This window comes from Neorhizobium sp. NPDC001467 (assembly GCF_050275975.1).
Taxonomy (GTDB): Bacteria; Pseudomonadota; Alphaproteobacteria; order Rhizobiales; family Rhizobiaceae; genus Neorhizobium.
Genome location: NZ_JBNNPS010000008.1, coordinates 14103 through 35768, shown reverse-complemented (window position 1 = coordinate 35768; position 21666 = coordinate 14103). Strand labels below are relative to the sequence as shown.

Here is a 21666-nt window from a genome sequence, read left to right as displayed (position 1 = left end):
TTCAATGGTCCGAGATCACTTTGTACCCAGCTCCTTGAGCGAACGGGACAGTAACTCATCCGACAGCCGGATGACATGGCCTGTTTCTGTATAGACCAGCACGCAGTCAATTGCACGGTCCGGATATAGCGGCGCGAGGATCTCGCGGTAGATCGCCAATTGGGCTCGGTGCGAAAAGGGTGTATCCGTTTCGGAGTGCGGCGGATTGCGATTGGTCTTGTAGTCCATGATCGTCACGCGGTCGTTGGTGACGACGAGCCGATCGAGGCGGCCGGAGACGGCGTAATCGCGTCCTCCAAGCGTCAAAGTGCCCATGATCGAAACCTCCGCCTGCGCGTGGTCGCTGAACGCCCCGCTGAGCTCGCTTGCGGATAGTACGGCCATGACGGTTTCAACAAGCCGGATGCGTTCCGCTTCCGGCCAGAATGGGACGGCCCGGGACGCATAGCGTTCTGCGGCCGCGCGGCGTTCCGCGTGCGGAAAGTCCGGTAGCATCTGCAGCATGCGATGGGTCATGCGGCCTCGCTGCAACGCACGGTTTCCGCTTGTCGCTGGGCCGAACAAGCGTGATGTCACCATTGCATCATGAACATCGTCGTCGATCATCGTGCCGGCACCTGACGGGCTCAAGGGTCTCGGCAGCGTTCGTTGGGGCGGCAGCGGGTGGGACAGCACTTCAGGCAGCGGAGCACTTCTGCGCGCCTCGTGCTGCGCTTCTTGTCGGGGTAGGTCCCGGAGCAAGGCGCCCTCCAGCCGCCAGCGCAAGCCGGGCCAGGTGCTATTATCGGGTCCCGTGAATTCCGCAGGCTTGCAGTTCTCACCACTCGCGCTGAGTGCACGGGCAACCATGGCCTGCCAACTATCGGGGTTCTCACGCTTGCCGCGATATCCGCAGACGATGAGCCGGTCTGCGGCGCGCGTCATGCCCACATAGAGAAGGCGGCGGTATTCCTCCTCCGTCGAGATGCGCAGCCGCTCTTCGTCGGCGTCGCTGAAGCCATTGGTAAGGGTTTTGGACGGCAACCATGCGGGAATGTCGGCATCACTGACGCGAAGCATCCGTAATTTGGAGACGTGACTATGGACGAAGGCTTTGGAACCACTATCGACCAGAAACACGATGGGTGCCTCGAGGCCCTTCGAGGCGTGCACGGTCATGATCCGCACCTCGCTTCGACCGCTATCCTGTTCCCGTTTGATCACTGGCGATTCCATTTCAAGCGTGGAGACGAATGATTGCAGACCGGGCAGGCCGTTTGCTTCGTGGTCTATCGCGAAGGTCAGAAATTCGTCGAGGATGTCGCCGGCCTCGCTGCCGAGGCGAGCAAGGAATTGCCGGCGGCCACCGTCAGCACCCAAGAGCTGAGCGAAGAAATCGTGGACATCCATGGTTTGCGAAAGAGTGATGTGGCGCTGCAGTCTTGTGACGATTGTCTGGAAAACTGGCGTTTGTACCGCAAGCGTGTGCAGATGCGCCCACACGCTGACATTCTCGGGTCGGCGGGCTGCAATGTCGAAGACCTGTTCTTCGGTAAGATTGAAAAGAGGACTTTTCAAAACGGCCGCCAGGGATAGGTCGTCACCGGGCAGGAGCAGAAAGCGCCCCAGCGCCAGCAGGTCCTGAACGGCAATATGGCTGGTCAGCCGCAGACGATCGGCGCCAGCGACGGAAATATCACCTCGGCGCTTCAGGGCTCTGGTGAGGGCGTTGACGAAGGCATCGCGCTTGCGCACGAGAACCAGAATATCGCCGGCGTGGATCGGCCGTTCGACACCATGTTCGATCACCGTCTCGTTGCCGATCATCGTTCCGATCACATGAGCGATGCGGGCGGCAAGGATAGCGGAGGGCGCCTTGTCCGGCGTTGCGTCGAAGGGCGCCGTCCAGTCGTCCTCAGCTTCAACCACGTCCGGTACGATCGTATCCCAAAGATCGACCATGCCGGGATGACCAAGGCGGTTCGAACGATGAATGATGGCATCGCCACCTGCGCTGAGACCACGGGCGTTGTCTTCCAGCGAAAACACCTGATCGACGGCGCTGAGCACTTCCGCGGTCGATCGAAAGGAGAGTGGAAGACGCACGGAATGAAAGGAAAGTCCGCTCTGTCTTACCTGCTGCAGCGTATCATCGCGCTCTTGGGAGAACCGTTCGGGCCGAGCGCCCTGGAAAGAATAGATCGACTGCTTTTCGTCGCCGACGGCAAACAGCGTGCGGGTGGCATCGCGTGCGCTACGACCGCCGTAAAAATCCTCGGCGAGCGATTTGATCACGCTCCATTGGACCGGGCTCGTATCTTGCGCTTCATCAACAAGGATATGGTCGATACCCTGGTCGAGCTTGTAGTGCACCCAGGCGCCGACGCCGTCACGCGTGAGCAGATTGGCAGTGCGATTGATCAGATCCTCGAAATCGAGGAGGCTTCGCTGCTTCTTGAGGTTTTCGTAGTCGTGGTTGAGGCGATCGGCCAAGAGGAGCGCGGCCTCCGTTGCGATGACCATGCGCAGCGTCCTGAAACGATTGCGACACGTGGCGATATGCCCGCGTGCGGCGCTGACGGCAGCCCCAAGTTCAGGTGCAGCCGTCAGCATCGCTTTCGCGACAAGAGACGAATCGGCCTTCGGGCTTCCATCCTTGGTCAGCAGAATTCGCTCCAGATGATCGGCGCGCTTGAAGACGTCGGTCTCGCGTTGTACCAGCCGCAGCCCATAGGCGACCTCCGTCACCTTGGCACCGCCGCTTCGGTCGGCAAGGTCCAGATAGAGATCGAGCGTCGACCCCGAAAGTCCGGGCATCGGCCAGTAACGCGCAGCGCAGATTTCCGCGTTCTCGTTTTCCGCAAGGCCGTAGGCATGGCGCAATACGGCGGCAACACCACCATTTGCAGCTGCTCTCGCCAGGAACGCACTGATGGCCGTGCGGTTGGCAACGATGTCGGAAAGCAGGTTCTCCAGCCCGCTCTCGTCCCCAAGATCAAGAACATGCGCAAAGGCTGTCCCGAGGGAGGGATCGTCTTCCCCCGCTGTCGCTGTCAGCAAGGAGCGCCGCGCTTCCGCCAGAAGGGTCGCGGCAGCGCGATCGTCCAGCACGGAAAAATGCCCGGCGACATTGGCTTCAAGCGGAAACTGGTGCAGCAGCGATTCACAGAAAGCGTGGATAGTCTGAATTTTCAGGCCGCCTGGCGTCTCCAGCGCACGCGCAAACAAACGGCGCGCCTCCGCCAGCATCATCCGGTCAGGACGCCTGCCTTCCATCGCAGCAATCTGGTCGGCCAGTGCCGCATCCGACAAAACGGTCCATCCCGCCAGCCGATGAAATACACGGTTTGACATTTCCGAGGCTGCGGCCTTGGTATAGGTCAGACAAAGAATGGAGGATGGCCGGCAGCCGGACAGCAGAAGGCGGATGACGCGTTGCGTCAGCACATGCGTCTTTCCCGAACCGGCATTTGCAGAAACCCAGGCTGAGCTTGCCGGGTCGGATGCAAGCGACTGCTGGACGCTTGTCCAGTCGATCCACTGCTTGGGATCGTCATCGATCGGCTGCGGCACAACATCACTCATCGCCGTCGCCTTCTTCAACATCTGCCGTCGACCATTCGGCAACGCGTGCCAGATGGTCGTAATCGCCATCATAGGCGTTTTGCATCGTAGGCACGAGACGGGAGGAAAACCCGGCCTTGCCGCTGCGCAAATGGTTCACGAAGCCGGCCAGTTGCGCGCGGCTTTCGGCTGCCAAATCGAGGGCGGATTTTGGCTGGATGCGTGCCGTTTCCTTCGCATATTCGTTGTTCACCACATCCGCCGCGAAACGGTCACCCGGTCTCAGGCGCACATAGGCGAGTTGCTCAGGCGTCAATGGCGGCAGGTCCTTGAAACCCCCGGCCAGCAGCGCGGCGGCCTCCAGCGCCAGCTGCGGGTCAAGTAGCGATCGGGCCTGATTGACCGAGGGGCTGAGGCCGGTCTTGTAGTCTATGATATCGGCCCGGCCAGACTCCTTGAGATCGATACGATCGGCAACGCCAGTCAGCCGGATGCCGGCTTCGGCCATATCGAACCCGGCTGCGCGTTCCGTGAACGTCTCGCGGATACCGTGCGCGCGGTCTTTTTCCCAGTCCAGAAAGGCTTCGGCAACCTTGATGAATCGCGGGCGCCAGACCTGGTCGATATGGGCAGGCAATTCCTCGGCATCGAAAAGTGCTTCGGTCACGCGCAGCAAAGCAGCGCGCGCGGCAGGTGAGCCGGGAATATGGCCTTCCCGCGTGTATGCGTCGATGATCCGGTGGTAAAGCGTGCCGCGCTGGGCTGCTCCCGGATCTTCGTTAAAGCGAGTCAGTGGATCCAGCTTGAGAATGCGGGCGGCATAGATGGTGTAGGGGTCGCGACGCAATCGCCCGACTTCGCTGAACGAATATTGTGTCGGCTGCACATCTGCCGGTGGGGTAGGGGAGGGGCGCTTGGCGACCGGCTGCGAAGGGGCGTCGTCAATGATCCCCGCCCACTCGCGGTAGACATTTCCACGGGCGCGCAGGTCGCTGGCGAAATCCGGCCCACACAGTGCCAACAGTCGCTGCAGCCAGCGTGAGGCGACGGTCGGCGCCGTTCCCTGCCGTAGGGATCGGGAGTAGATCAGTCGGCGGGTGCCGCTCGCCATTTCAAAATCATGGGCGAGCTGTCCGATCCTTCGTTCAGGCGGCTCGAGGCCAAGGTCGACCTTCATCGTTCGCGACAGGAAAGGATTGTTGATGGACTGTCCGGGCCAGGATCCCTCGTTGAGGCCGCCCAGAACCAGAGTATCGACAGTCTGTAGCCGCGCTTCCAGCGTGCCGAAGATGAACACGCGCGGATGGCGTAGCGCCTTTGGCTTGACTGCCTCCGCGGCCGTGAGCGCGGAGACGATATCGATCCATTGCGGGCCATCGGCCTCCAGCTGGCCGTCCGTCTCCATCACTTCGGACAGAAGGTCGGCCAGTCTTTCGCCAGCTTCGCCGGTCCATAAGGCCGAAAGGTCACCCCGCTCGTCCCTGACCATCTCCTCCAGTACCCGCCCGGACCGCGAGGCCCAGTCGGACAGGGACAATTTCGCGGTTCGGCCGCGCCCGCCCGGCGAGCGGCCCAAGACCGCAGATGCCAGCGGCTCAACCGCAGCGGCGATCCGCATCGCCAGTTGTCTGGCCTGTTCAGCTGCGTGCTCCGGCAACGACAGGCGCCATTGGGGCGGATGGCGATCCTCCTTCTGTTCGCTGATGCGTTGATCCAGAAGCGAACCAAGCGTGCCGAGGGCCATTTCGCCGATGCCGCCGCGCAAGGCGATCACTTCCAGGGCCTGCGCTGCATCGCGCGCCTCCTCTGCAGAGAGGCCGAACCGCGCCAGTGGATGCTTGAGCACCGAGACGATCGGCACCGGATCGCCCGGACGCAGGATCGCCTCAAGCGTCAGTTGCAGTAGCGTTCCCTGCGATGTTGCCGAAAGAGGTGTGCCGGCCGTATCATCGGCGACTATGCCGAACCTTCCCAGCTCTGTCTTGACGCGGCGGGCAAGGCCGCGGTCCGGCGTGATCAGCGCGACCTGCGAGTCACCGTTGCGTCCAGGATCTTCCAGCGCCAAACGCAGCGCGATCGCAATGGCGGTCGCCTCCTCGCGCTCATTGGCGGCTTCGATCAGCGCGGTATCGGCAAAAGCCCTGCTGAGAGCCTGCGCATCAGCCGCGGTTCGCCACTCGTTCCAGTCGTCGGTCGCCTGAGCCGGGGTCAGGGCCTGCGACAGGGCTGCGGCCCGGAAAGCCAGATCGTCCGAAGGTGCTGCAAGCTGGCTCACCTCGTTTCGGTCGATCTGAAGTCGTTTCAATAATTTGTGCAGGCCAAATTGCGGATGGCTGCGCGCTGCGGGATCGGACCGCTTGTCGCGAACGGGGCGATCGTCGAGCAACTGCCAATCGTTCTCCGACATATGCTGGTCAAGGCCGGGCAGGACCACGACGCCATCAGCCAGCATGGCGATCGCTGCGATCAGATCGGCCGCTGCCGGCACCGAACCGGTGGACCCGGCGACGATGACGGGTCCCTGATGGGCAGCGGTCGCAATGCGTCGCGCTTCCCCGCGCAAAATTGCGCTCTGATGTCGGGCAGGGGAAGAACGGCGGATTTCTTCCAACCGCGCCGGCCAGAAGGCGCTTGCGATTTTCAGAAATTCCGCAGTCAGCTGCCACCACAAGGGATGGTCCGACGTGTCGAGTTTTTCGAGATCGCTCCAGTCCCGGTCCTCCGTTTCCACCGAGTCGATCAGTTCGGCGAGCGCGCGCGCCAGCCAGATCGCGTCCGCCGGGCTTGCAGGTGCCACAAGCGGCGAAGTCGAATGGACGGCCGTGATGGCCAGCGGAAGCTGATTGCGCCAGGCCAGGATCAGGCGTGCAAGCTCGAGCAGGCGCGCCACCCCTCCGATCGGCAGCGCCAGATCCATTTCCTCCGGAGTGGCAAGATCGAAATAGCCGCTGTCGTCATCTGTTTCACCGAGTGGACGAATGATCGGCAGAATGGCGGATCGGCCGCCAAGAAGATCCACGAATTCGGAGCGCAACACGCGCGCCGCACGCCGGGTCGGTACGAAAATCGTTACCTTGGAGAGGGATAGCGGATCCGCTGCGTCATGGGTGAAACCAGCGACCAACCTGCCATCCAGCAACGCGGAAGCGACCGTGGGAAGAAACGGTACGCCCGGCGGTATGGTGAAAACGCGTTTATGGCGGCTGGCATTCATAGGCCGAACCCGGACCTGCGAAGCACCGTTTCGGCTTCGGACAGCGCTTCCGGCGTCCCCACCGTCAGCCAGTGGCCCACAAGGCGGATACCGTAGAGCCGACCGGCGGCAATAGCCCGGTCGAAATAGATGTTGAGATTGAAGGCATCCTGCGGCGCGTCGTCGAAAAGCGATGTCTGAAGAACGATCGCGCCCGCATACACGACAGCCTCTCCGGACCCTTCGTCATACCGGGTAAGCTGCCCGTCAGGCGCAAGACCGAAATCCTTCTTGCCGTTATGGCCAGTCGTATTCTCAATCGGCACGCACAACAGCGCCATGTCCATGCGCTCCGGATCGAAGAATTCGGCCAGCCTCTGGAGATTGGTTTTTTCGCCGGCGGTTTCGCCGATCCAGAACAGGTCGGCATTCATCACGAAGATGCGTCCGGGGTTTAGAAGCTTCAAACCCTTGACCAGTCCGCCCCCTGAATTCATCAGCTGGGCGCGTTCGTCAGAAATGGTAACTTCGAGACGACGATAGCCGGCAAGATGGCCTTCCATCTGATCCGCAAAATGGTGAACATTGACGACGGCCCGAGACACACCGACATCCGCCAGACTGTCCAGCGCGTAATCGATCATCGCCTTGCCGCCGACCGGCACCAATGGTTTGGGCATTCTGTCGGTAATCGGCCGCAAACGCGTGCCAAGACCGGCAGCCAGTACCATCGCATCTTTTATTGTCATGATCGCCGTCGTGATTCCGTGGTCAGGCTTCGCTGGGGACTATTCCAGCCTGCCTGAGCCAATCACGCAAGGGGGCAAGTGCCTCATGCTCCAGTGCTGCGGAAAGATAATTTAGCGTGCGGGGCATATGCTGCATGTAGCCCGGCTTTCCGTCGCGCTGCATCAACCGTACCCACAGACCCGCGAGCTTGCAATTACGTTGCGCCGCCATGATCGACCAGGCTTTGAGAAAGCGCCTCTCGTCGAAATTACCCTGGGCATTGCGAAGACGCAGATATTCCTGCATCAGCCGATCGCCGAGCTCTGGCGAAATTGTCACCCGGGCATCCTGAAGCAGCGAAGCGACGTCATAAGCAGTCGGACCGATCATCGCATCCTGGAAATCGATGATGCCAACCCTTGAGATACCCTCGGCCTGCCGCCGCCAGATAATGTTGGGGGAATGAAAGTCGCGCAGGAGAAGATGGGTCTCGCAATCGGATAGCGCAGCGATCAGATCGTCCCATATGGACAGGTAGGTGTCCCGCTGCCGATCGCTGGCCGGACCGCCATTCTTCCACGGCAGATGCCAGTCGAGCAGCAGACGCGCCTCGATCTTGATGGCGATCGGATCAAAATCCGGTACGTGGTGGATGCGGTTTCCGTCAAATGGGAGCCGGTCGCGCACCGGTTGGCCATGCAGGTGGGCAAGAGCGGCAACGCTTTCCCGGTAGCGCTCTGCGATCGGTCGTCCTTGCGCGTCCAATACGCCGTCGGAACCGATATCTTCACTCAGAAGAAACCCGGCGTCGTAGTCGGCGGCATGAATTTCCGGCGCGGCCAGTCCGATCTGGCGCAGATATTCATCGACCGCCGCAAAGGGCGATATGTTTTCGGCAATATGGGCAACCTTCGGATAGGGCTTTCCATCGAGGACCGCGGGCCCTTCGGGCCGCAAGGGCCAATCCATCAGGATCGCGGATCGACCATCGGCGTTCCGGATCCTCTCATAGCCGCGCATGATGGAGGCATCGCCGGTCAGGAACCGACGGCGACTGGAATTGAAGTCATGTGTATCGAGAAAGTCTCGGATGGACAGGGAGCGCGCGATCCGATCGGCGCGCGATCCCGCAGCCACGATCGTCGCCAGCCGACCAGATCCATCGTGCTTCAGCGTCAGTCCGATGCGATCCTCAGGCAATTCATCGCCTGCCGCTTCCGGCCATTCTACCAGGCAGATGCCCTCCGACAGAGCCTCGTCGAAACCGAGCTCATGCAGTTCGGCGCTGTCAGCCAGCCGGTAGAGATCGAAATGGGCAACGGGGATGCGCAACGGGTAGGTCTGGACAAGCGTGAAGGTCGGGCTTGGCACTTCCAGATGGTCGTCATCGGCCAAGGCGCGAAGGAAGGCGCGGGCAAGCGTGGACTTGCCGGCCCCCAGATCGCCCGAGAGTGCGAGACAATCACCCGGCTTCAGGGCAAGGGAGAGATCCTCACCAAGGCGGGCCGTTGCCGCCTCGTCTGCCAACGGGATGGTGAAGACCGTATGCTTGCTCATTCGGCGGCGACGGAGCGGGCATTCAGCGCGCTTGGGATTCGGCAGGTCACGGTCGTTCCCTGACTTGGACCGCTTTCGATGCGAACGTCACCATGGTGAAGCGTCACGAAGCTCTCGACAATCGAGAGGCCCAGCCCAGCGCCGCTGCGTTTGCCGCCCTTGTTGCTGGAGGAGAAGCGATCAAATACCGTCTTCAGCATATCTTCGGGGATGCCCGGACCCTTGTCTGCCACGGAGAAGAAGAAATCCTCGCCCTGACGCCAGCAGTTCAAGGTGATCGTCGATCCTTCGGGTGCGAAATTCGTGGCATTGGTGATCAGCTTGATGAGGATCTGCTTCAACCGCTGCTGATCGGCAACGATGATGCCGAGGCCGCCCGGCGCATTGATTTCCAGCGTGACGCTGTTTTCCTGCAGACGATCGGCAATCTGCAGCGAAACATCGTCGAGCAGCTCGTCTATGTCGGTTTCCCCATAGTTCAGCTGCATGATGCCGGCATCGACGGTGGCGAGATCCAGGATATCGTTGACGATCGTCAGGAGGATCGATGACGATGTTGAGATATGGTCGACATATTCCGCCTGGCGGTCGTTCAGATCGCCCAGGCCCGGCGTCTTGAGCAGATCGGTAAAGCCGATGATATTCGTGAGGGGTGAACGCAGCTCATAGGATACATGCTGAACGAAGTCGTTCTTCAACTCGTCGGCCCGGCGCAGCGCCTCGTTCTTTTCCTTCAGAGCGCGCTCGGCCAGAGCGCTGTCTGTGCGGTTGACGAAGGTCAACATCGTCTGCGCATTCGGCAACGGGATGACGGCGTAATCCAGCACAAGTCCGGAATGGAGTTCGAACGTTCCCTGCACGGAGGGGCGCTCGTCGTCGAAATTGGTCAGCATCTGTCCAAAGTGCCGCCAGCCGTCGGCCTTGTCGTATTCGTAGGCGCAGGCCGCTTCGATGGCACGGATATGCGTACCCGGCTTGGCCTGTTCCTCGGTGACATTCCACAGAACGCGGAAAGCCGGATTCGACAAGCGGATACGACCATCGGGACCGAAAACCGCGACGCCTTCGGAAAGGTGATCGATTGTCTCGCCCTGAACCTTGACGAGTGTATTGTACCGGGTTTCAAGATCCATCTGTTCTGTCAGGTTCTCAAACACCCAGGTCGCGCCGCCCTGAGGGTGTGCCGTCGCAATGACCTGCAATGTCTGGCCATTGGGCAGATGCCAGCGATCGGACTGCGTATCGAGCGAGCGATAGACGGAAAGGACGGATTCCTTCCAGTTGCGCCAGTTCAATTGCTCCGGCAGCTTGTTCCGGCTGCGCAAGCGTTCCAGCATCTCGGCATTGTTCGGCCGGCTTTCAAGAAAACCGAGTTCAAAATCCCAGAGACGTACGAAGGCCTGATTGTAGAATTGCAGTCGCTGCTCGCCGTCGAAGATGGCAACCGGCGTGGCCAGATGGTCCAATGTCTCGGCGTGGCTCTTAAGCGTGCGTTTGAGTTCCTCGCGAACGCTCTCCGCTTCGGAGACATCGATTGCCATCCCCGCGGAACCACCGGTGCCGATCACGTCGCAGATGTCGAAAATGGTGCGATTGCCGCGAACAACGGTCGATAGACGGTCGTGGAAGGGAGAAGCAGCCGTCGCCGTCGCACGGATTTTCTGGCGCGCGATCGTACCCAGGAATTCCTGTTTCTCTTGCACCGCCATGGCGGGCGAAGATGCTTCCACGGCATCGCTATAGGCGCGGTTGACCCAAGTCAGATTGCCGTCGCCGTCGCGGCGCCAGACGGGTTGTTCAAGGCTGTCGAGCAAGGACTGGAACAGTGACATCGAGTTGAAAAGGCGCTCACGCTCGATTTTCAGTTCGGCAAGCTCGGCGCGCAAATTGTTGAGCGCGATAAAACGAACGAAAGCCTTGCCGCCGGATACGCGACCCTGAACCTCAAGAACCTCGTTGCGTGACGTTTCCACAACCATGTCGAAGCTGCGGGCATTGCTGCGAAGTGCTTCGATGGCGCGTTCGAGTTCGGGAGCCGAAGTCGTGCTGAGCCAGCGGCCAAAGGCAAGAAAATCCCGATCCTGCGCAGGTGCACCGGTTTCCAGCGGCAACTGACCCAGAAACTCCGGTCGACCAGGCCCGGCTTCCCAGATCACGATGCGACGGTTCTTTTCCGCGATCAGCGCTTCGTATTTCGAGATCTTCTGCTGAGCATCGGAAAGAGCACCGCGCACCTCCCGGCTTTCAGCCTCGATATTGCCCTTCTGGCGAACAAGCCAGATGGTCGACAGCAGCGCGGCCGCCAGAGCACCGATGGTCAGTGTAGGGACGATGATTTCGGTCGAAGACAGCAGCCGTGCCGCGCCAAATCCGGCCTCCTGCGCGCAAGCAATGCCCGCATAGCCCGATAGCGCCGTGCCCGACAGCGCAACAGTTGCCCAATGCATAAGCCGACCCAGACCACGCCTTGCGGGTCCGCGTTTGATCGCCATGCCTTGGCAAAAATTCACTGTTGCCGAAGCCTCGTCGCCTTCGACAATTCTTTCGGCCCACCCAGGCAGACCCGTATTCCCAACCGCCATTCCGGTCTGTCTCCGTCCATGTGCCGCATCGTCGACAAGACATTCCAGTTCGCGCCACGCAAAAAACCGCGCGAATCAAGTGTTTCTACAATACGTGTTTCCGATTTCTGCGGAAAGCAGGCTGCGAAAAAATAGGCCGCAACCGTTTGTCAACGCTTGCGGCCCCATATATTGTGGATGAACCGGCTAAATATCAGTAGCGGTAGTGTTCGGCCTTAAACGGTCCCTGCTGGGGCACGCCAATATACGCGGCCTGTTCCGGGAGAAGCTCGGTCAGCTTCACACCCAGCTTCTCGAGATGAAGACGGGCAACCTTTTCGTCCAGGTGCTTTGGAAGAATATACACTTCATTCTTGTAAACGCCGGGCTTGGTGAAAAGCTCGATCTGGGCCAGGGTCTGGTTGGTGAACGAAGCCGACATCACGAAGGACGGGTGACCGGTGGCGTTACCGAGATTGAGCAGGCGCCCTTCAGACAGAAGGATGATGCGGTTGCCAGCCGGAAACTCAACCATGTCGACCTGCGGCTTGACGTTGGTCCATTTGAGGTTCTTCAACGCAGCGACCTGAATCTCGTTATCGAAGTGGCCGATATTGCCCACGATCGCCATGTCCTTCATCGCGCGCATATGGTCGATGCGAATGACATCCTTGTTGCCGGTCGTGGTGATAAAGATGTCGGCCGTGGACACGACGTCCTCGAGAACAACGACTTCGAAACCGTCCATGGCCGCCTGGAGAGCGCAGATCGGATCGACTTCCGTGACCTTTACGCGGGCGCCGGCGCCCTGAAGCGAGGCAGCCGACCCCTTGCCGACATCGCCGTACCCGCAGACGACCGCGACCTTGCCGGCCATCATTACATCGGTGCCGCGACGGATGCCGTCGACGAGAGACTCCTTGCAACCATACTTGTTGTCGAATTTCGACTTGGTGACGGAATCGTTGACGTTGATTGCCGGGAAGGGCAGCAGGCCTTTCTTGGCCAGTTCGTAGAGACGATGAACCCCCGTCGTGGTTTCCTCGGTCACGCCTTTGATCGCATCACGCTGCTTGGTAAACCAGCCCGGCGACGCTTCGAGGCGCTTCCTGATCTGCGCAAACAGGATCTCTTCCTCTTCCGAACCTGGGTTCGACAATACGTCCTCACCGGCTTCGGCACGCGCGCCAAGCAGGATGTACATGGTGGCGTCGCCGCCATCATCCAGGATCATGTTGGAATAGCCACCATCGGCCCACTGGAAGATCTTGTCCGTGTACTCCCAGTATTCGGTGAGCGATTCGCCCTTTACCGCAAAGACCGGAATGCCGGCTGCGGCGATTGCAGCTGCGGCGTGGTCCTGGGTGGAGAAAATGTTGCACGAGGCCCAGCGAATGTCTGCACCCAGAACCTTCAGTGTCTCGATCAGGACGGCCGTCTGGATCGTCATGTGCAGCGATCCTGAAATGCGCGCACCCTTTAGCGGCTGGGATTCGCCGAATTCCGCGCGGCAGGACATCAGGCCGGGCATTTCGGTCTCGGCAATATCGAGTTCCTTGCGGCCGAAATCCGCCAGGGAAATATCGGCGACAATATAATCTTTTTCAGTGCTCATGATGGATCTCCAGCTCACGATCGAGCTCTTCTCCTTGGAAGAGCCGTAGAATACCGTCCATCACGGACGGATTTCGTGGCTGGGATGTAGCAGGCTTGCAGCACACTGGCAACAAGACATAAAGAAGTCTTTATATCTTTATCTGTTGCGTTACGCGTCCTCGCCGAACTTGTTGGCAATGAGTTGGTCCAGCGCATCGAGGACAGCTTGCGCATCTTCGCCCGAGCTGGTGACCGATATGCTGCAACCGGGGCTGGCTGCCAGCATCATCAACCCCATGATCGAGGTTCCGCCGACAGTCATGCCGTCCTTGCTGACGCTCACCTGCGCGTTGAAGCCCTCCACAGTCTGCACGAATTTGGCGGAGGCTCGGGCGTGAAGCCCGCGTTTGTTGATGATCAGGAGGTCGCGGGAAAACACGGGCTCGACCTCACTTGCCGCTCAGGACGCGGCTGGCGACGTTGATGTATTTTCGGCCCGCTTCCGATGCCTCGACCAAGGCCTTCTGCATATCGTTATCGGCCCGGATGCCCGCAAGCTTGATCAGCATTGGCAGGTTGACACCGGCGATGACCTCAGTCTTACCGCTGCTCATCACCGAAATCGAGAGATTGGAAGGCGTGCCACCGAACATGTCAGTCAGAATGATGACGCCATGGCCTTCGTCTGCACGCGCTACGGCATCAACAATATCCTGTCGCCGCCGATCCATGTCGTCTTCCGGACCGATACATATGGTCTCGATATATTTCTGAGGACCAACGACATGCTCCACCGCATGACGAAATTCTTCAGCCAGCTTGCCATGAGTGACAAGCACAAGTCCGATCATGAAATGACCCCTTGGAAGACATATTACGCAGGCCTTATCGCGTTGCAACAAGTGCCATCGCGGTGGTGAGCCATCTTCTATATGTCGAACGGAAGTGCAAGTTAAAAATGAAATCGGGTTTTTGGGAAGCTCTCTGTGCCCGTTTCTCGCGTGGAAGGCGCAAGCCTTTCCATCAGTATCGAAAAGGGCGCTGGCGCATCGGCCGCCATGTGTAGCAGAGGCAGATCGAGGCCGATGGGCAGTCGCCAGACTGCTTCAGCCGTTGGCAAGCGGTCCGCATGTGCCCGATCAACGATGAGAACGGCCAGATGAATGACAGCGGCATCGATGCTGTCCACACGGGCAATGCCGCTGTGACGGATTTCGATTAGGCCCGCTATCGAACTGGGGCGTTTTGCAACGACGTGTCCGGAGATATCTTCAACGAAAACCTGGTCATCGGCAATCAGGGCGGTGAAAACCTGAGCCTGCCCGGCGGCCGCCATGCAGGAGAAGGCGAGTGAGGACTTACCGGCACCGGATGGCCCAAGAAAGAGAACGCCGCCCGTTCCGATGACGATGGCAGTGGCGTGAAGGTTGGTCTCGATGCGCATCGAACCGCAGTGCCTTACGGTTGCTGCCCTAACGGCAGTGACAGAATGAAGCGGGCGCCCTTGACGTTGCCGGTCTTGTCATCGGTAAGATTTTCAGCCCGAAGCGTGCCCCCATGCGCCTCGGCGATCTGCCGGCTGATGGAAAGGCCCAAGCCCGAATTCTGGCCAAAACTTTCTCCTTCCGGGCGATCGGTATAAAAGCGCTCGAAAATCCGGTCGATATCCTCGGCCTGGATCCCAGGGCCGTTGTCGTCCACATGCAGGATGCAGCGACCCTTGGCATTGGTGAAAAGGTGGATTTTAATCCTGCCACTCTTTTCCGGAACGAAGGAGCGCGCGTTTTCGATCAGATTGGTAACGATCTGACCGAGACGCAAGTCATGACCGAGAACGACAAATTCGGATTTAAGATCCGTCTTGCGGTCGACGGCGAGGTCGATCTCGACGGGTTTTCGGCCGGTGCGGATTTGCAGCGAGATATCGACGAGGTTGCCGACTAGCGCTTCCATGTCGACCGGTGCCGAATCCGAGCGCGCGAGTTCGGCATCCAGTCGTGATGCATCGGAAATATCGCTGATAAGGCGGTCAAGGCGGCGTACATCGTGGAAAATGATGTTGGTCAACCGCTGCTTGGAATCCTCGCTCTTTGCAAGCGGCAGCGTTTCTACGGCACTGCGCAACGAGGTGAGGGGGTTCTTCAACTCGTGACTGACATCGGCCGCAAAACTTTCGATCGCAGCAATGCGATCGTAGAGCGCGTTCGTCATGTCGCGAAGGGCGATGGACAGATTGCCGATCTCGTCCTGACGGGCGGAAAAATCGGGTATTTCCTCGCGCTGCTTGGCGCCCCGGCGTACCCGGATGGCTGCGGCGGAAAGTCTGCGTAGCGGATTTGCGATCGTGGACGACAGGAGCAGCGACAGAAGAATGTTGACAAGGGTCGCCACGCCAAAGACGCGCATGATCGCCAAACGTTCCGCATGCACGATATTGTCAATATCGCCGGCCTGGGTGGACAAGAGCAGGACGCCGAGTACGGCGCGCGAGCGTTGCACCGGGACCGCCACCGAAACGATGAGTTCGCCACGGTCCGTCACCCGTACCACGGCGCCACGCACGCCGGTCAGCGCGTTCATGACTTCCGGATAAATCGAACCGTCGCCGCCAGGTGCTTCCTTGTAGCTAGGTAGGTTCCCCGGTTGCAGCATCCGGTTGAACAGGCTGGCAAGCCATTCATTCCAGGTCTGCGCCTCGTTTTCGATCGGCGGCAAGTCAAAGCGCAGAACCTGGCCACGAGAATAAAGATGCCGGGAATCGAGCAGCAGATTGGCGTCGGCATCGAACAGCCGCGCACGTGTGCGGGTCGGCGAGATCAATCGGCGCAACACCGGCGCGACCCGTTCGGGATCGATGGGAAAATCGAGATCCTCGTCGTTGGGCACCGGCGTGATGCTTTGTCCCGCCTGCAGTTCCAACAGTTTTTCGGGATCGATCGTGATCGAATTCGTATCGACGGACGCAGACGCCGACACGGCTGCCGAGATGATTTCGCCCTGCGTCAGGAGGCTTTCGACGCGTGCGTCGATCAGGCCCTCGCGAAACTGGTTAAGATAGAGGATACCGGCGACCAGGACCACGGTCGCGGCGATGTTGAAAAACAGGATACGCCGCGTCAGGCTGGAGAAGACGGCATGGCCGAAGACACGTCGGGCAAGCGTGAATGGCCGCGACCAAAGCCGCCGATTGGCCTGCCGCGGTTCGCTCGCGTCGGTCACGTCCTTATCGATTGCCTGGTCGGCCAAGACCATTTCCTTTCCACCGCCGAATCGTCGCCGGTTGTGACAGGCTCAACGCCCCATCGCAATCAAGCAGCTTCGCGGAAGCGGTATCCGACGCCGTAGAGCGTCTCGATCATGTCGAAATCGTTGTCCACCATCTTGAATTTCTTACGCAGCCGCTTGATGTGGCTATCGATGGTGCGGTCGTCGACATACACCTGCTCGTCATAGGCGGCGTCCATCAGCGCGTCACGACTTTTTACGACGCCGGGGCGCTGTGCCAGCGAATGCAGGATGAGGAATTCCGTCACCGTCAACGTGACCGGTTCACCTTTCCAAGTGCAGGTATGTCGTTCCTGGTCCATGGCCAGCTGGCCGCGTTCCAATGTGCGGGCTGCCTGCTGATCGGCTGTTTTTGCGCCGCCGGTACCACCCGTGGCCGCGGCTTCCCGGTTGGCCGATCGGCGCAGGATTGCCTTGACGCGCTCCACCAGCAGCCGCTGCGAAAACGGCTTGGTGATGAAGTCGTCCGCGCCCATTTTCAAGCCGAACAATTCATCGATCTCTTCATCCTTGGATGTGAGGAAGATGACCGGCAGATCGGAGCGCTGGCGCAAGCGACGCAGCAATTCCATGCCGTCCATGCGTGGCATCTTGATATCGAAGATTGCCAACTGCGGCGGCCGGGCGGTCAGACCATCCAGCGCCGACGCGCCGTCGGTATAGGTTTCGACCCGGTATCCCTCGGCCTCAAGTGCAATGGACACTGAGGTCAGGATGTTGCGGTCGTCGTCCACGAGCGCGATTGTCTGCATTCTTTCGGTCTCCGTCGTCGTCATCGTCAAGGCGTCTCCTGGAAATCGCCCCCGCCTCTCGGCTGCCCTGTCGACGCGTTCTGAGTATAAAGGTGGAACAAATTGTGGCAACGTCAAAGCCGGCTGCCGCCAGAGCTTTTACAAAGCGCCACTGAAGCGACTGTTCGTATCAGCAGATCAAACCGATTTAAAACAATGGAAAATTATTTAAATCGATTAATTATTTGATCTTGCTTGTCTTTTCGAATTTTCCATATTGCCTATCCGCAAAACTGACACTAGCTTCTGGCCTTATTGGCATTGCGAGTTTCTAGGAAGGGAAGCGTGGCATGGAGCAAATCGGCTTTCATAACCCGACGAATGGTATCGAGGTCATCGGCCTCTCCGGCGCGTCGAGCGTGCGCTATAACCTCATCGAAACCGAGCTTTACGAAGCGGCTCTTCGCAACGGGGAAGCCGAACTGACGATCGATGGTTCTCTGCGTGCCGTCACCGGTCAGCATACGGGTCGTTCGCCGAAGGACAAGTTCGTCGTCCGGGACGGCAAGACGGACAGCCAGATCTGGTGGGATAACAACAAGCCGCTGTCGCCCGAACATTTCGAGCTGCTGCGCAAGGACATGTTCGCTCATGCCGCAGGCAAGGACCTTTATGTGCAGGATCTGGTCGGCGGTGCGGATGCGGACAATGCTTTGCCGACCCGCGTCGTGACCGAATATGCCTGGCACGCCCTGTTCATTCGCAACCTGCTGATCCGCCCGGACCGCGGCACGCTCTCGCACTTCCTGCCGAAACTGACGATCGTCAATCTGCCGAGCTTCAAGGCTGATCCGGCCCGCCACGGCTGCCGGTCGGAAACGGTCATCGCTTGCGACCTGAGCAACGGCCTGGTCCTGATCGGCGGGACTTCCTATGCGGGCGAGAACAAGAAGTCGGTCTTTACCGTCCTCAACTACCTTCTGCCGGAAAAGGGCGTCATGCCGATGCACTGCTCGGCCAATGTCGGTCCCGACGGCGATGCCGCCGTGTTCTTTGGGCTTTCTGGCACTGGCAAGACCACGCTGTCGGCCGATCCGAACCGCACGCTAATCGGCGACGACGAGCACGGCTGGGGCGAAAACGGCATATTCAATTTTGAAGGCGGCTGCTACGCCAAGGCGATCAAGCTGTCGGCCGAAGCAGAGCCGGAAATCTATGCTGCGACACGTCGTTTCGGAACGGTTCTCGAAAATGTGGTGCTCGACGAAGATCGCGTACCGAATTTCGATGACAACACGCTTACCGAAAACACCCGTAGCGCCTATCCGCTGCACTTCATTCCGAACGCATCGAAAACTGGACTAGCGCCGCACCCGAAGACCATCATCATGCTAACGGCAGACGCTTTTGGCGTCATGCCGCCGATCGCCAAGCTGACGCCTGAACAGGCCATGTACCATTTTCTGTCGGGTTACACTGCCAAGGTTGCTGGCACCGAAAAGGGCGTCAGCGAGCCGGAAGCGACCTTTTCCACCTGCTTCGGTGCACCCTTCATGCCGCGTCATCCGACGGAATACGGTAACCTGTTGCGCGGCCTGATCGACCGCCATGGTGTCGATTGCTGGCTGGTCAATACCGGTTGGACCGGCGGTGCTTATGGAAAGGGCCGGCGCATGCCGATCAAGGAAACTCGCGCGCTTTTGACGTCCGCCCTGAATGGCAGCCTGAAGAGCGCGGAATTCCGGACCGATGCCAATTTCGGCTTTGCGGTGCCAGTCGCCGTCCCGGGTGTCGATACCGCGATCCTTGATCCCCGCTCAACCTGGTCGGACGGTACAGCCTACGACCAGCAGGCTTCCAAACTGGTGGGAATGTTCATCAGTAATTTCGCCAAGTTCGAGGATCATGTCGACAGCAAGGTGCTTGATGCCGCGCCAGGCATGCTGGTAGCTGCTGAATAAATTCCTGATTCACGTGGAACATCCAACCGCCGGTATGATTTCCATCCCGGCGGTTTTCTTATGCGCGAGTTTATGGGAAGAGAAGGCCGGAGACAGACATGGCCAGCGACCCACTCATCATCAACCACCGCATCACCATTTCCGGATGGGAGTTGACCGAGCAGTTCGTTCTTTCGGGCGGCGCCGGCGGTCAGCACGTGAACAAGGTCTCGACCGCTGTCCAGCTGTTCTTCAATATAGCAAATTCGCCTTCGCTGACCGACTATGTGAAGCAGAACGCGTTGCGGCTCGGCGGACGCCGTGTTTCCAAGGACGGCACGCTGATGATCGAGGCCAACCGATCGCGCAGCCAGGACCGAAATCGTGAAGAGGCGAGGGAGCGGTTGAAGGAACTGATCTTGGAGGCCGCCAAGCCGCCTCCGCCACCGCGTAGGGCAACCAAACCGACAAAGGGATCCGTGGAACGCCGCCTCAAGGCCAAGTCCGGCCGCTCGGAAGTCAAGAAAATGCGTGGTCGCCCGACAGGGGATTAGTCGGCAGCCAGAGAGAAAGCCTATGGCGATTTTACCGAATGGCATCAGACACCTGCCCGGCTATCTCGACCGGGAAGCGCAGGAGCATCTCGTCGATCTCATCCGCGCGATTGTCATCGAAGCGCCGCTCTATGTACCGACAATGCCCGGCACCGGAAAACCCATGTCGGTGCGCATGACCAATTGCGGAGCGCTCGGTTGGGTGACCGACAAGGCGCGCGGATATCGGTACCAGCCGATCCATCCGACGACAGGCCGAGTTTGGCCCGCGATGCCGCAGGAACTTCTTGATCTGTGGGAGAAGCTCGCGGGCTACCCGAAACCGCCAGAAGCGTGTCTCATCAATTTCTATGCGGACGATGCCAAAATGGGTCTGCATCAGGACAAGGACGAACACGCGTTTGAAGCGCCGGTCCTCTCCGTTTCGCTCGGCAATACCTGCCTGTTCCGTGTCGGTGGACAGGATCGCAAGGCGCCTACCGGTTCGTTCCGGCTTTCGAGCGGGGATATCGTTCTACTGGGCGGCGAGGGCAGGCTGGCGTTTCACGGTGTGGACCGGATTTATCCCGGGACTTCGACGCTGCTCAAGAATGGCGGCCGTATCAATCTGACGCTGCGACGGGTCAATCCGTAATACCGACCTGGCGGCGTCGACCTTCTACAATTTTCTCAACGAAACCGTTTCGATGAAATGGTCCCGACCCTTGCGCAGGATCAGATCTGCCCGCGGCCGGGTCGGCAAGATATTCTGTCGCAGGTTCTTCAGGTTGATGTTCTGCCAGAGACTTTCCGCCATCGCCAAGGCGGCATCGGCGTCGATCGCAGCATATTTCTTGAAGAACGAGGTTGGGTCGCGGAAAGCGGTCTCACGCAACTTCATGAAGCGTTGAACATACCACTTGTGGATCTGATCCTCATCCGCATCGATATAGATGGAAAAATCGAAAAAGTCGGACACGATCGGGATGATCTTGCCATCGGCCGGCAATGTGCGCGATTGCAGGACGTTGATGCCTTCAAAAATCAGGATGTCCGGCTTGTCAACAAGCGTAAAGTCGCCGGGCAGCACGTCGTAGGTGAGATGGGAATAGCGAGGCGCCGGCACGTTTGGCTCGCCCGCCTTGATGGCGGAAAGGAAACGCAAAATGGCGCCGATATCGTAACTTTCGGGAAAGCCCTTGCGATCCATAAGATTTTCACGCCGCAAGATGGCGTTGGAGTGCAGAAAGCCGTCCGTTGTAATCAGATCCACTTTCGGGCTTGAGGGCCAGCGTGCCAGAAGCTCCTTCAGGACACGCGCCGTGGTCGATTTCCCGACGGCCACGGAACCGGCAATGCCGATGATGAACGGCGTCTTGCTGACGTCCGACAGGCTGAGAAAGCGATTGCGCTGCTGAAACAGCAGATGCGAAGCTTCCACATGCGAAGATAGCAGGCGTGACACCGACAGGTAGATCCGCCTCACCTCATCGATATTGATCGGATCATCGAGCGACCGCAGACGGGCAATTTCTTCGGCCGTCAAGGTCAGCGGTGTGTCGGCTCTGAATTTTGCCCATTCGTGTGCGCTGAAATGGTGGTAGGGCGAATAGAGTTCCGGCGTCGTGCCGACCTCAAGAGCTTCAGCGGACTGCGGCGCACTGATCATGATGATTGACGCTCAGCCTTTTCCTGCAGGCCGGACTGTCCGGTGCGACGCTGAAGTTCGGCCAGCACTTCGGCAAGCGGGATATCAGCAATCTTCAAGACGACCAAAAGGTGATAAAGAAGATCGGCGCTCTCACCGACGAGTTCCCTGCGGTCCTGTGCCACGGCGGCGATAACCGTTTCGGTTGCCTCTTCACCCAGCTTCTTGGCGGCCTTGGTCTGGCCTGCCGCCACCAGTTTTGCCGTCCATGATTGGTCCGGTGAAGCCAAGGCGCGTTCAGCCACGATCTTTTCCAGATCGTTCAAAGAAAATTCGCCCAAGTCCGCCTC

At 59.5% G+C, this 21666-nt stretch carries 16 protein-coding genes; 3 read left to right on the top strand and 13 right to left on the bottom strand.

Annotation, left to right across the window (positions count from 1 at the left end; all coding sequences use genetic code 11):
* Window positions 1–15: 15 nt before the first annotated feature.
* The 11 genes from addA to chvI all read right to left on the bottom strand — a co-directional run bounded on the left by addA (window position 16) and on the right by chvI (window position 17216).
* The gene (addA, locus tag ACQKKX_RS15745) at window positions 16–3564 is read right to left on the bottom strand and encodes a double-strand break repair helicase AddA (RefSeq protein WP_427571910.1); all 3549 of its coding nucleotides are present in this window, start codon (window positions 3562–3564) and stop codon (window positions 16–18) included.
* Window positions 3557–6757 (bottom strand): double-strand break repair protein AddB, encoded by a 3201-nt coding sequence (gene addB / locus ACQKKX_RS15740; RefSeq protein ID WP_427571908.1) that lies wholly within the window; start codon window positions 6755–6757, stop codon window positions 3557–3559. Before addB ends, addA begins: the two co-directional genes overlap by 8 nt.
* Window positions 6754–7485, bottom strand: coding sequence for a nucleotidyltransferase family protein (locus ACQKKX_RS15735; protein WP_427571906.1), 732 nt, complete (start codon window positions 7483–7485; stop codon window positions 6754–6756). Before ACQKKX_RS15735 ends, addB begins: the two co-directional genes overlap by 4 nt.
* A gap of 22 nt (window positions 7486–7507) precedes the next feature.
* Window positions 7508–9022, bottom strand: coding sequence for a tRNA (adenosine(37)-N6)-threonylcarbamoyltransferase complex ATPase subunit type 1 TsaE (tsaE, locus tag ACQKKX_RS15730; RefSeq protein ID WP_427571904.1), 1515 nt, complete (start codon window positions 9020–9022; stop codon window positions 7508–7510).
* Window positions 9019–11604, bottom strand: coding sequence for an ATP-binding protein (locus ACQKKX_RS15725; RefSeq protein WP_427571902.1), 2586 nt, complete (start codon window positions 11602–11604; stop codon window positions 9019–9021). The genes tsaE and ACQKKX_RS15725 overlap by 4 nt, the downstream gene beginning before the upstream one ends.
* A gap of 193 nt (window positions 11605–11797) precedes the next feature.
* Window positions 11798–13198: an adenosylhomocysteinase gene (gene ahcY / locus ACQKKX_RS15720; protein ID WP_427571900.1), complete on the bottom strand. Its 1401-nt coding sequence runs from the start codon at window positions 13196–13198 to the stop codon at window positions 11798–11800.
* A 150-nt stretch (window positions 13199–13348) separates the two neighbouring features.
* Window positions 13349–13618 (bottom strand): HPr family phosphocarrier protein, encoded by a 270-nt coding sequence (locus tag ACQKKX_RS15715; protein ID WP_427571898.1) that lies wholly within the window; start codon window positions 13616–13618, stop codon window positions 13349–13351.
* A gap of 10 nt (window positions 13619–13628) precedes the next feature.
* Window positions 13629–14030: a PTS sugar transporter subunit IIA gene (locus ACQKKX_RS15710; RefSeq protein WP_427571896.1), complete on the bottom strand. Its 402-nt coding sequence runs from the start codon at window positions 14028–14030 to the stop codon at window positions 13629–13631.
* A 101-nt stretch (window positions 14031–14131) separates the two neighbouring features.
* A complete protein-coding gene (locus ACQKKX_RS15705; protein ID WP_427571894.1) occupies window positions 14132–14623 on the bottom strand; it encodes an HPr kinase/phosphorylase in 492 nt (163 codons plus the stop codon).
* A 14-nt stretch (window positions 14624–14637) separates the two neighbouring features.
* Entirely contained in the window at window positions 14638–16398 is a 1761-nt protein-coding gene (locus ACQKKX_RS15700) for a stimulus-sensing domain-containing protein (protein WP_427572094.1), read from the bottom strand.
* 89 nt (window positions 16399–16487) lie between these two features.
* Complete coding sequence (chvI, locus tag ACQKKX_RS15695) at window positions 16488–17216, bottom strand: two-component system response regulator ChvI (RefSeq protein WP_427571892.1); 729 nt, start codon at window positions 17214–17216, stop codon at window positions 16488–16490.
* 329 nt (window positions 17217–17545) lie between these two features.
* Here chvI and ACQKKX_RS15690 point away from each other — a divergent pair, with 329 nt between their 5' ends.
* The 3 genes from ACQKKX_RS15690 to ACQKKX_RS15680 all read left to right on the top strand — a co-directional run bounded on the left by ACQKKX_RS15690 (window position 17546) and on the right by ACQKKX_RS15680 (window position 20323).
* The gene (locus ACQKKX_RS15690) at window positions 17546–19156 is read left to right on the top strand and encodes a phosphoenolpyruvate carboxykinase (protein ID WP_427571890.1); all 1611 of its coding nucleotides are present in this window, start codon (window positions 17546–17548) and stop codon (window positions 19154–19156) included.
* A 98-nt stretch (window positions 19157–19254) separates the two neighbouring features.
* Entirely contained in the window at window positions 19255–19689 is a 435-nt protein-coding gene (gene arfB, locus ACQKKX_RS15685; protein ID WP_427571888.1) for an alternative ribosome rescue aminoacyl-tRNA hydrolase ArfB, read from the top strand.
* Window positions 19690–19711: 22 nt separating this feature from the next.
* Window positions 19712–20323: an alpha-ketoglutarate-dependent dioxygenase AlkB family protein gene (locus ACQKKX_RS15680; RefSeq protein WP_427571886.1), complete on the top strand. Its 612-nt coding sequence runs from the start codon at window positions 19712–19714 to the stop codon at window positions 20321–20323.
* A 24-nt stretch (window positions 20324–20347) separates the two neighbouring features.
* Here the strand turns inward: ACQKKX_RS15680 and coaA are convergent, their stop codons facing one another.
* Window positions 20348–21337 carry a type I pantothenate kinase gene (gene coaA, locus ACQKKX_RS15675; protein ID WP_427571884.1) on the bottom strand — a complete coding sequence of 330 codons (990 nt, stop codon included), beginning with the start codon at window positions 21335–21337 and terminating at the stop codon, window positions 20348–20350.
* Window positions 21334–21657 carry a phosphoribosyl-ATP diphosphatase gene (locus ACQKKX_RS15670; protein ID WP_427571882.1) on the bottom strand — a complete coding sequence of 108 codons (324 nt, stop codon included), beginning with the start codon at window positions 21655–21657 and terminating at the stop codon, window positions 21334–21336. Before ACQKKX_RS15670 ends, coaA begins: the two co-directional genes overlap by 4 nt.
* Window positions 21658–21666 lie beyond the last annotated feature (9 nt).

What these genes read in the sequence shown, in the direction of transcription:
- addA (WP_427571910.1), bottom strand. Translation starts at nt 3,564, where the DNA reads ATGAGTGATGTTGTGCCGCAGCCGATCGATGACGATCCCAAGCAGTGG.
- addB (WP_427571908.1), bottom strand. Translation starts at nt 6,757, where the DNA reads ATGAATGCCAGCCGCCATAAACGCGTTTTCACCATACCGCCGGGCGTA.
- ACQKKX_RS15735 (WP_427571906.1), bottom strand. Translation starts at nt 7,485, where the DNA reads ATGACAATAAAAGATGCGATGGTACTGGCTGCCGGTCTTGGCACGCGT.
- tsaE (WP_427571904.1), bottom strand. Translation starts at nt 9,022, where the DNA reads ATGAGCAAGCATACGGTCTTCACCATCCCGTTGGCAGACGAGGCGGCA.
- ACQKKX_RS15725 (WP_427571902.1), bottom strand. Translation starts at nt 11,604, where the DNA reads ATGGCGGTTGGGAATACGGGTCTGCCTGGGTGGGCCGAAAGAATTGTC.
- ahcY (WP_427571900.1), bottom strand. Translation starts at nt 13,198, where the DNA reads ATGAGCACTGAAAAAGATTATATTGTCGCCGATATTTCCCTGGCGGAT.
- ACQKKX_RS15710 (WP_427571896.1), bottom strand. Translation starts at nt 14,030, where the DNA reads ATGATCGGACTTGTGCTTGTCACTCATGGCAAGCTGGCTGAAGAATTT.
- ACQKKX_RS15705 (WP_427571894.1), bottom strand. Translation starts at nt 14,623, where the DNA reads ATGCGCATCGAGACCAACCTTCACGCCACTGCCATCGTCATCGGAACG.
- chvI (WP_427571892.1), bottom strand. Translation starts at nt 17,216, where the DNA reads ATGCAGACAATCGCGCTCGTGGACGACGACCGCAACATCCTGACCTCA.
- ACQKKX_RS15690 (WP_427571890.1), top strand. Translation starts at nt 17,546, where the DNA reads ATGGAGCAAATCGGCTTTCATAACCCGACGAATGGTATCGAGGTCATC.
- arfB (WP_427571888.1), top strand. Translation starts at nt 19,255, where the DNA reads ATGGCCAGCGACCCACTCATCATCAACCACCGCATCACCATTTCCGGA.
- ACQKKX_RS15680 (WP_427571886.1), top strand. Translation starts at nt 19,712, where the DNA reads ATGGCGATTTTACCGAATGGCATCAGACACCTGCCCGGCTATCTCGAC.
- coaA (WP_427571884.1), bottom strand. Translation starts at nt 21,337, where the DNA reads ATGATCAGTGCGCCGCAGTCCGCTGAAGCTCTTGAGGTCGGCACGACG.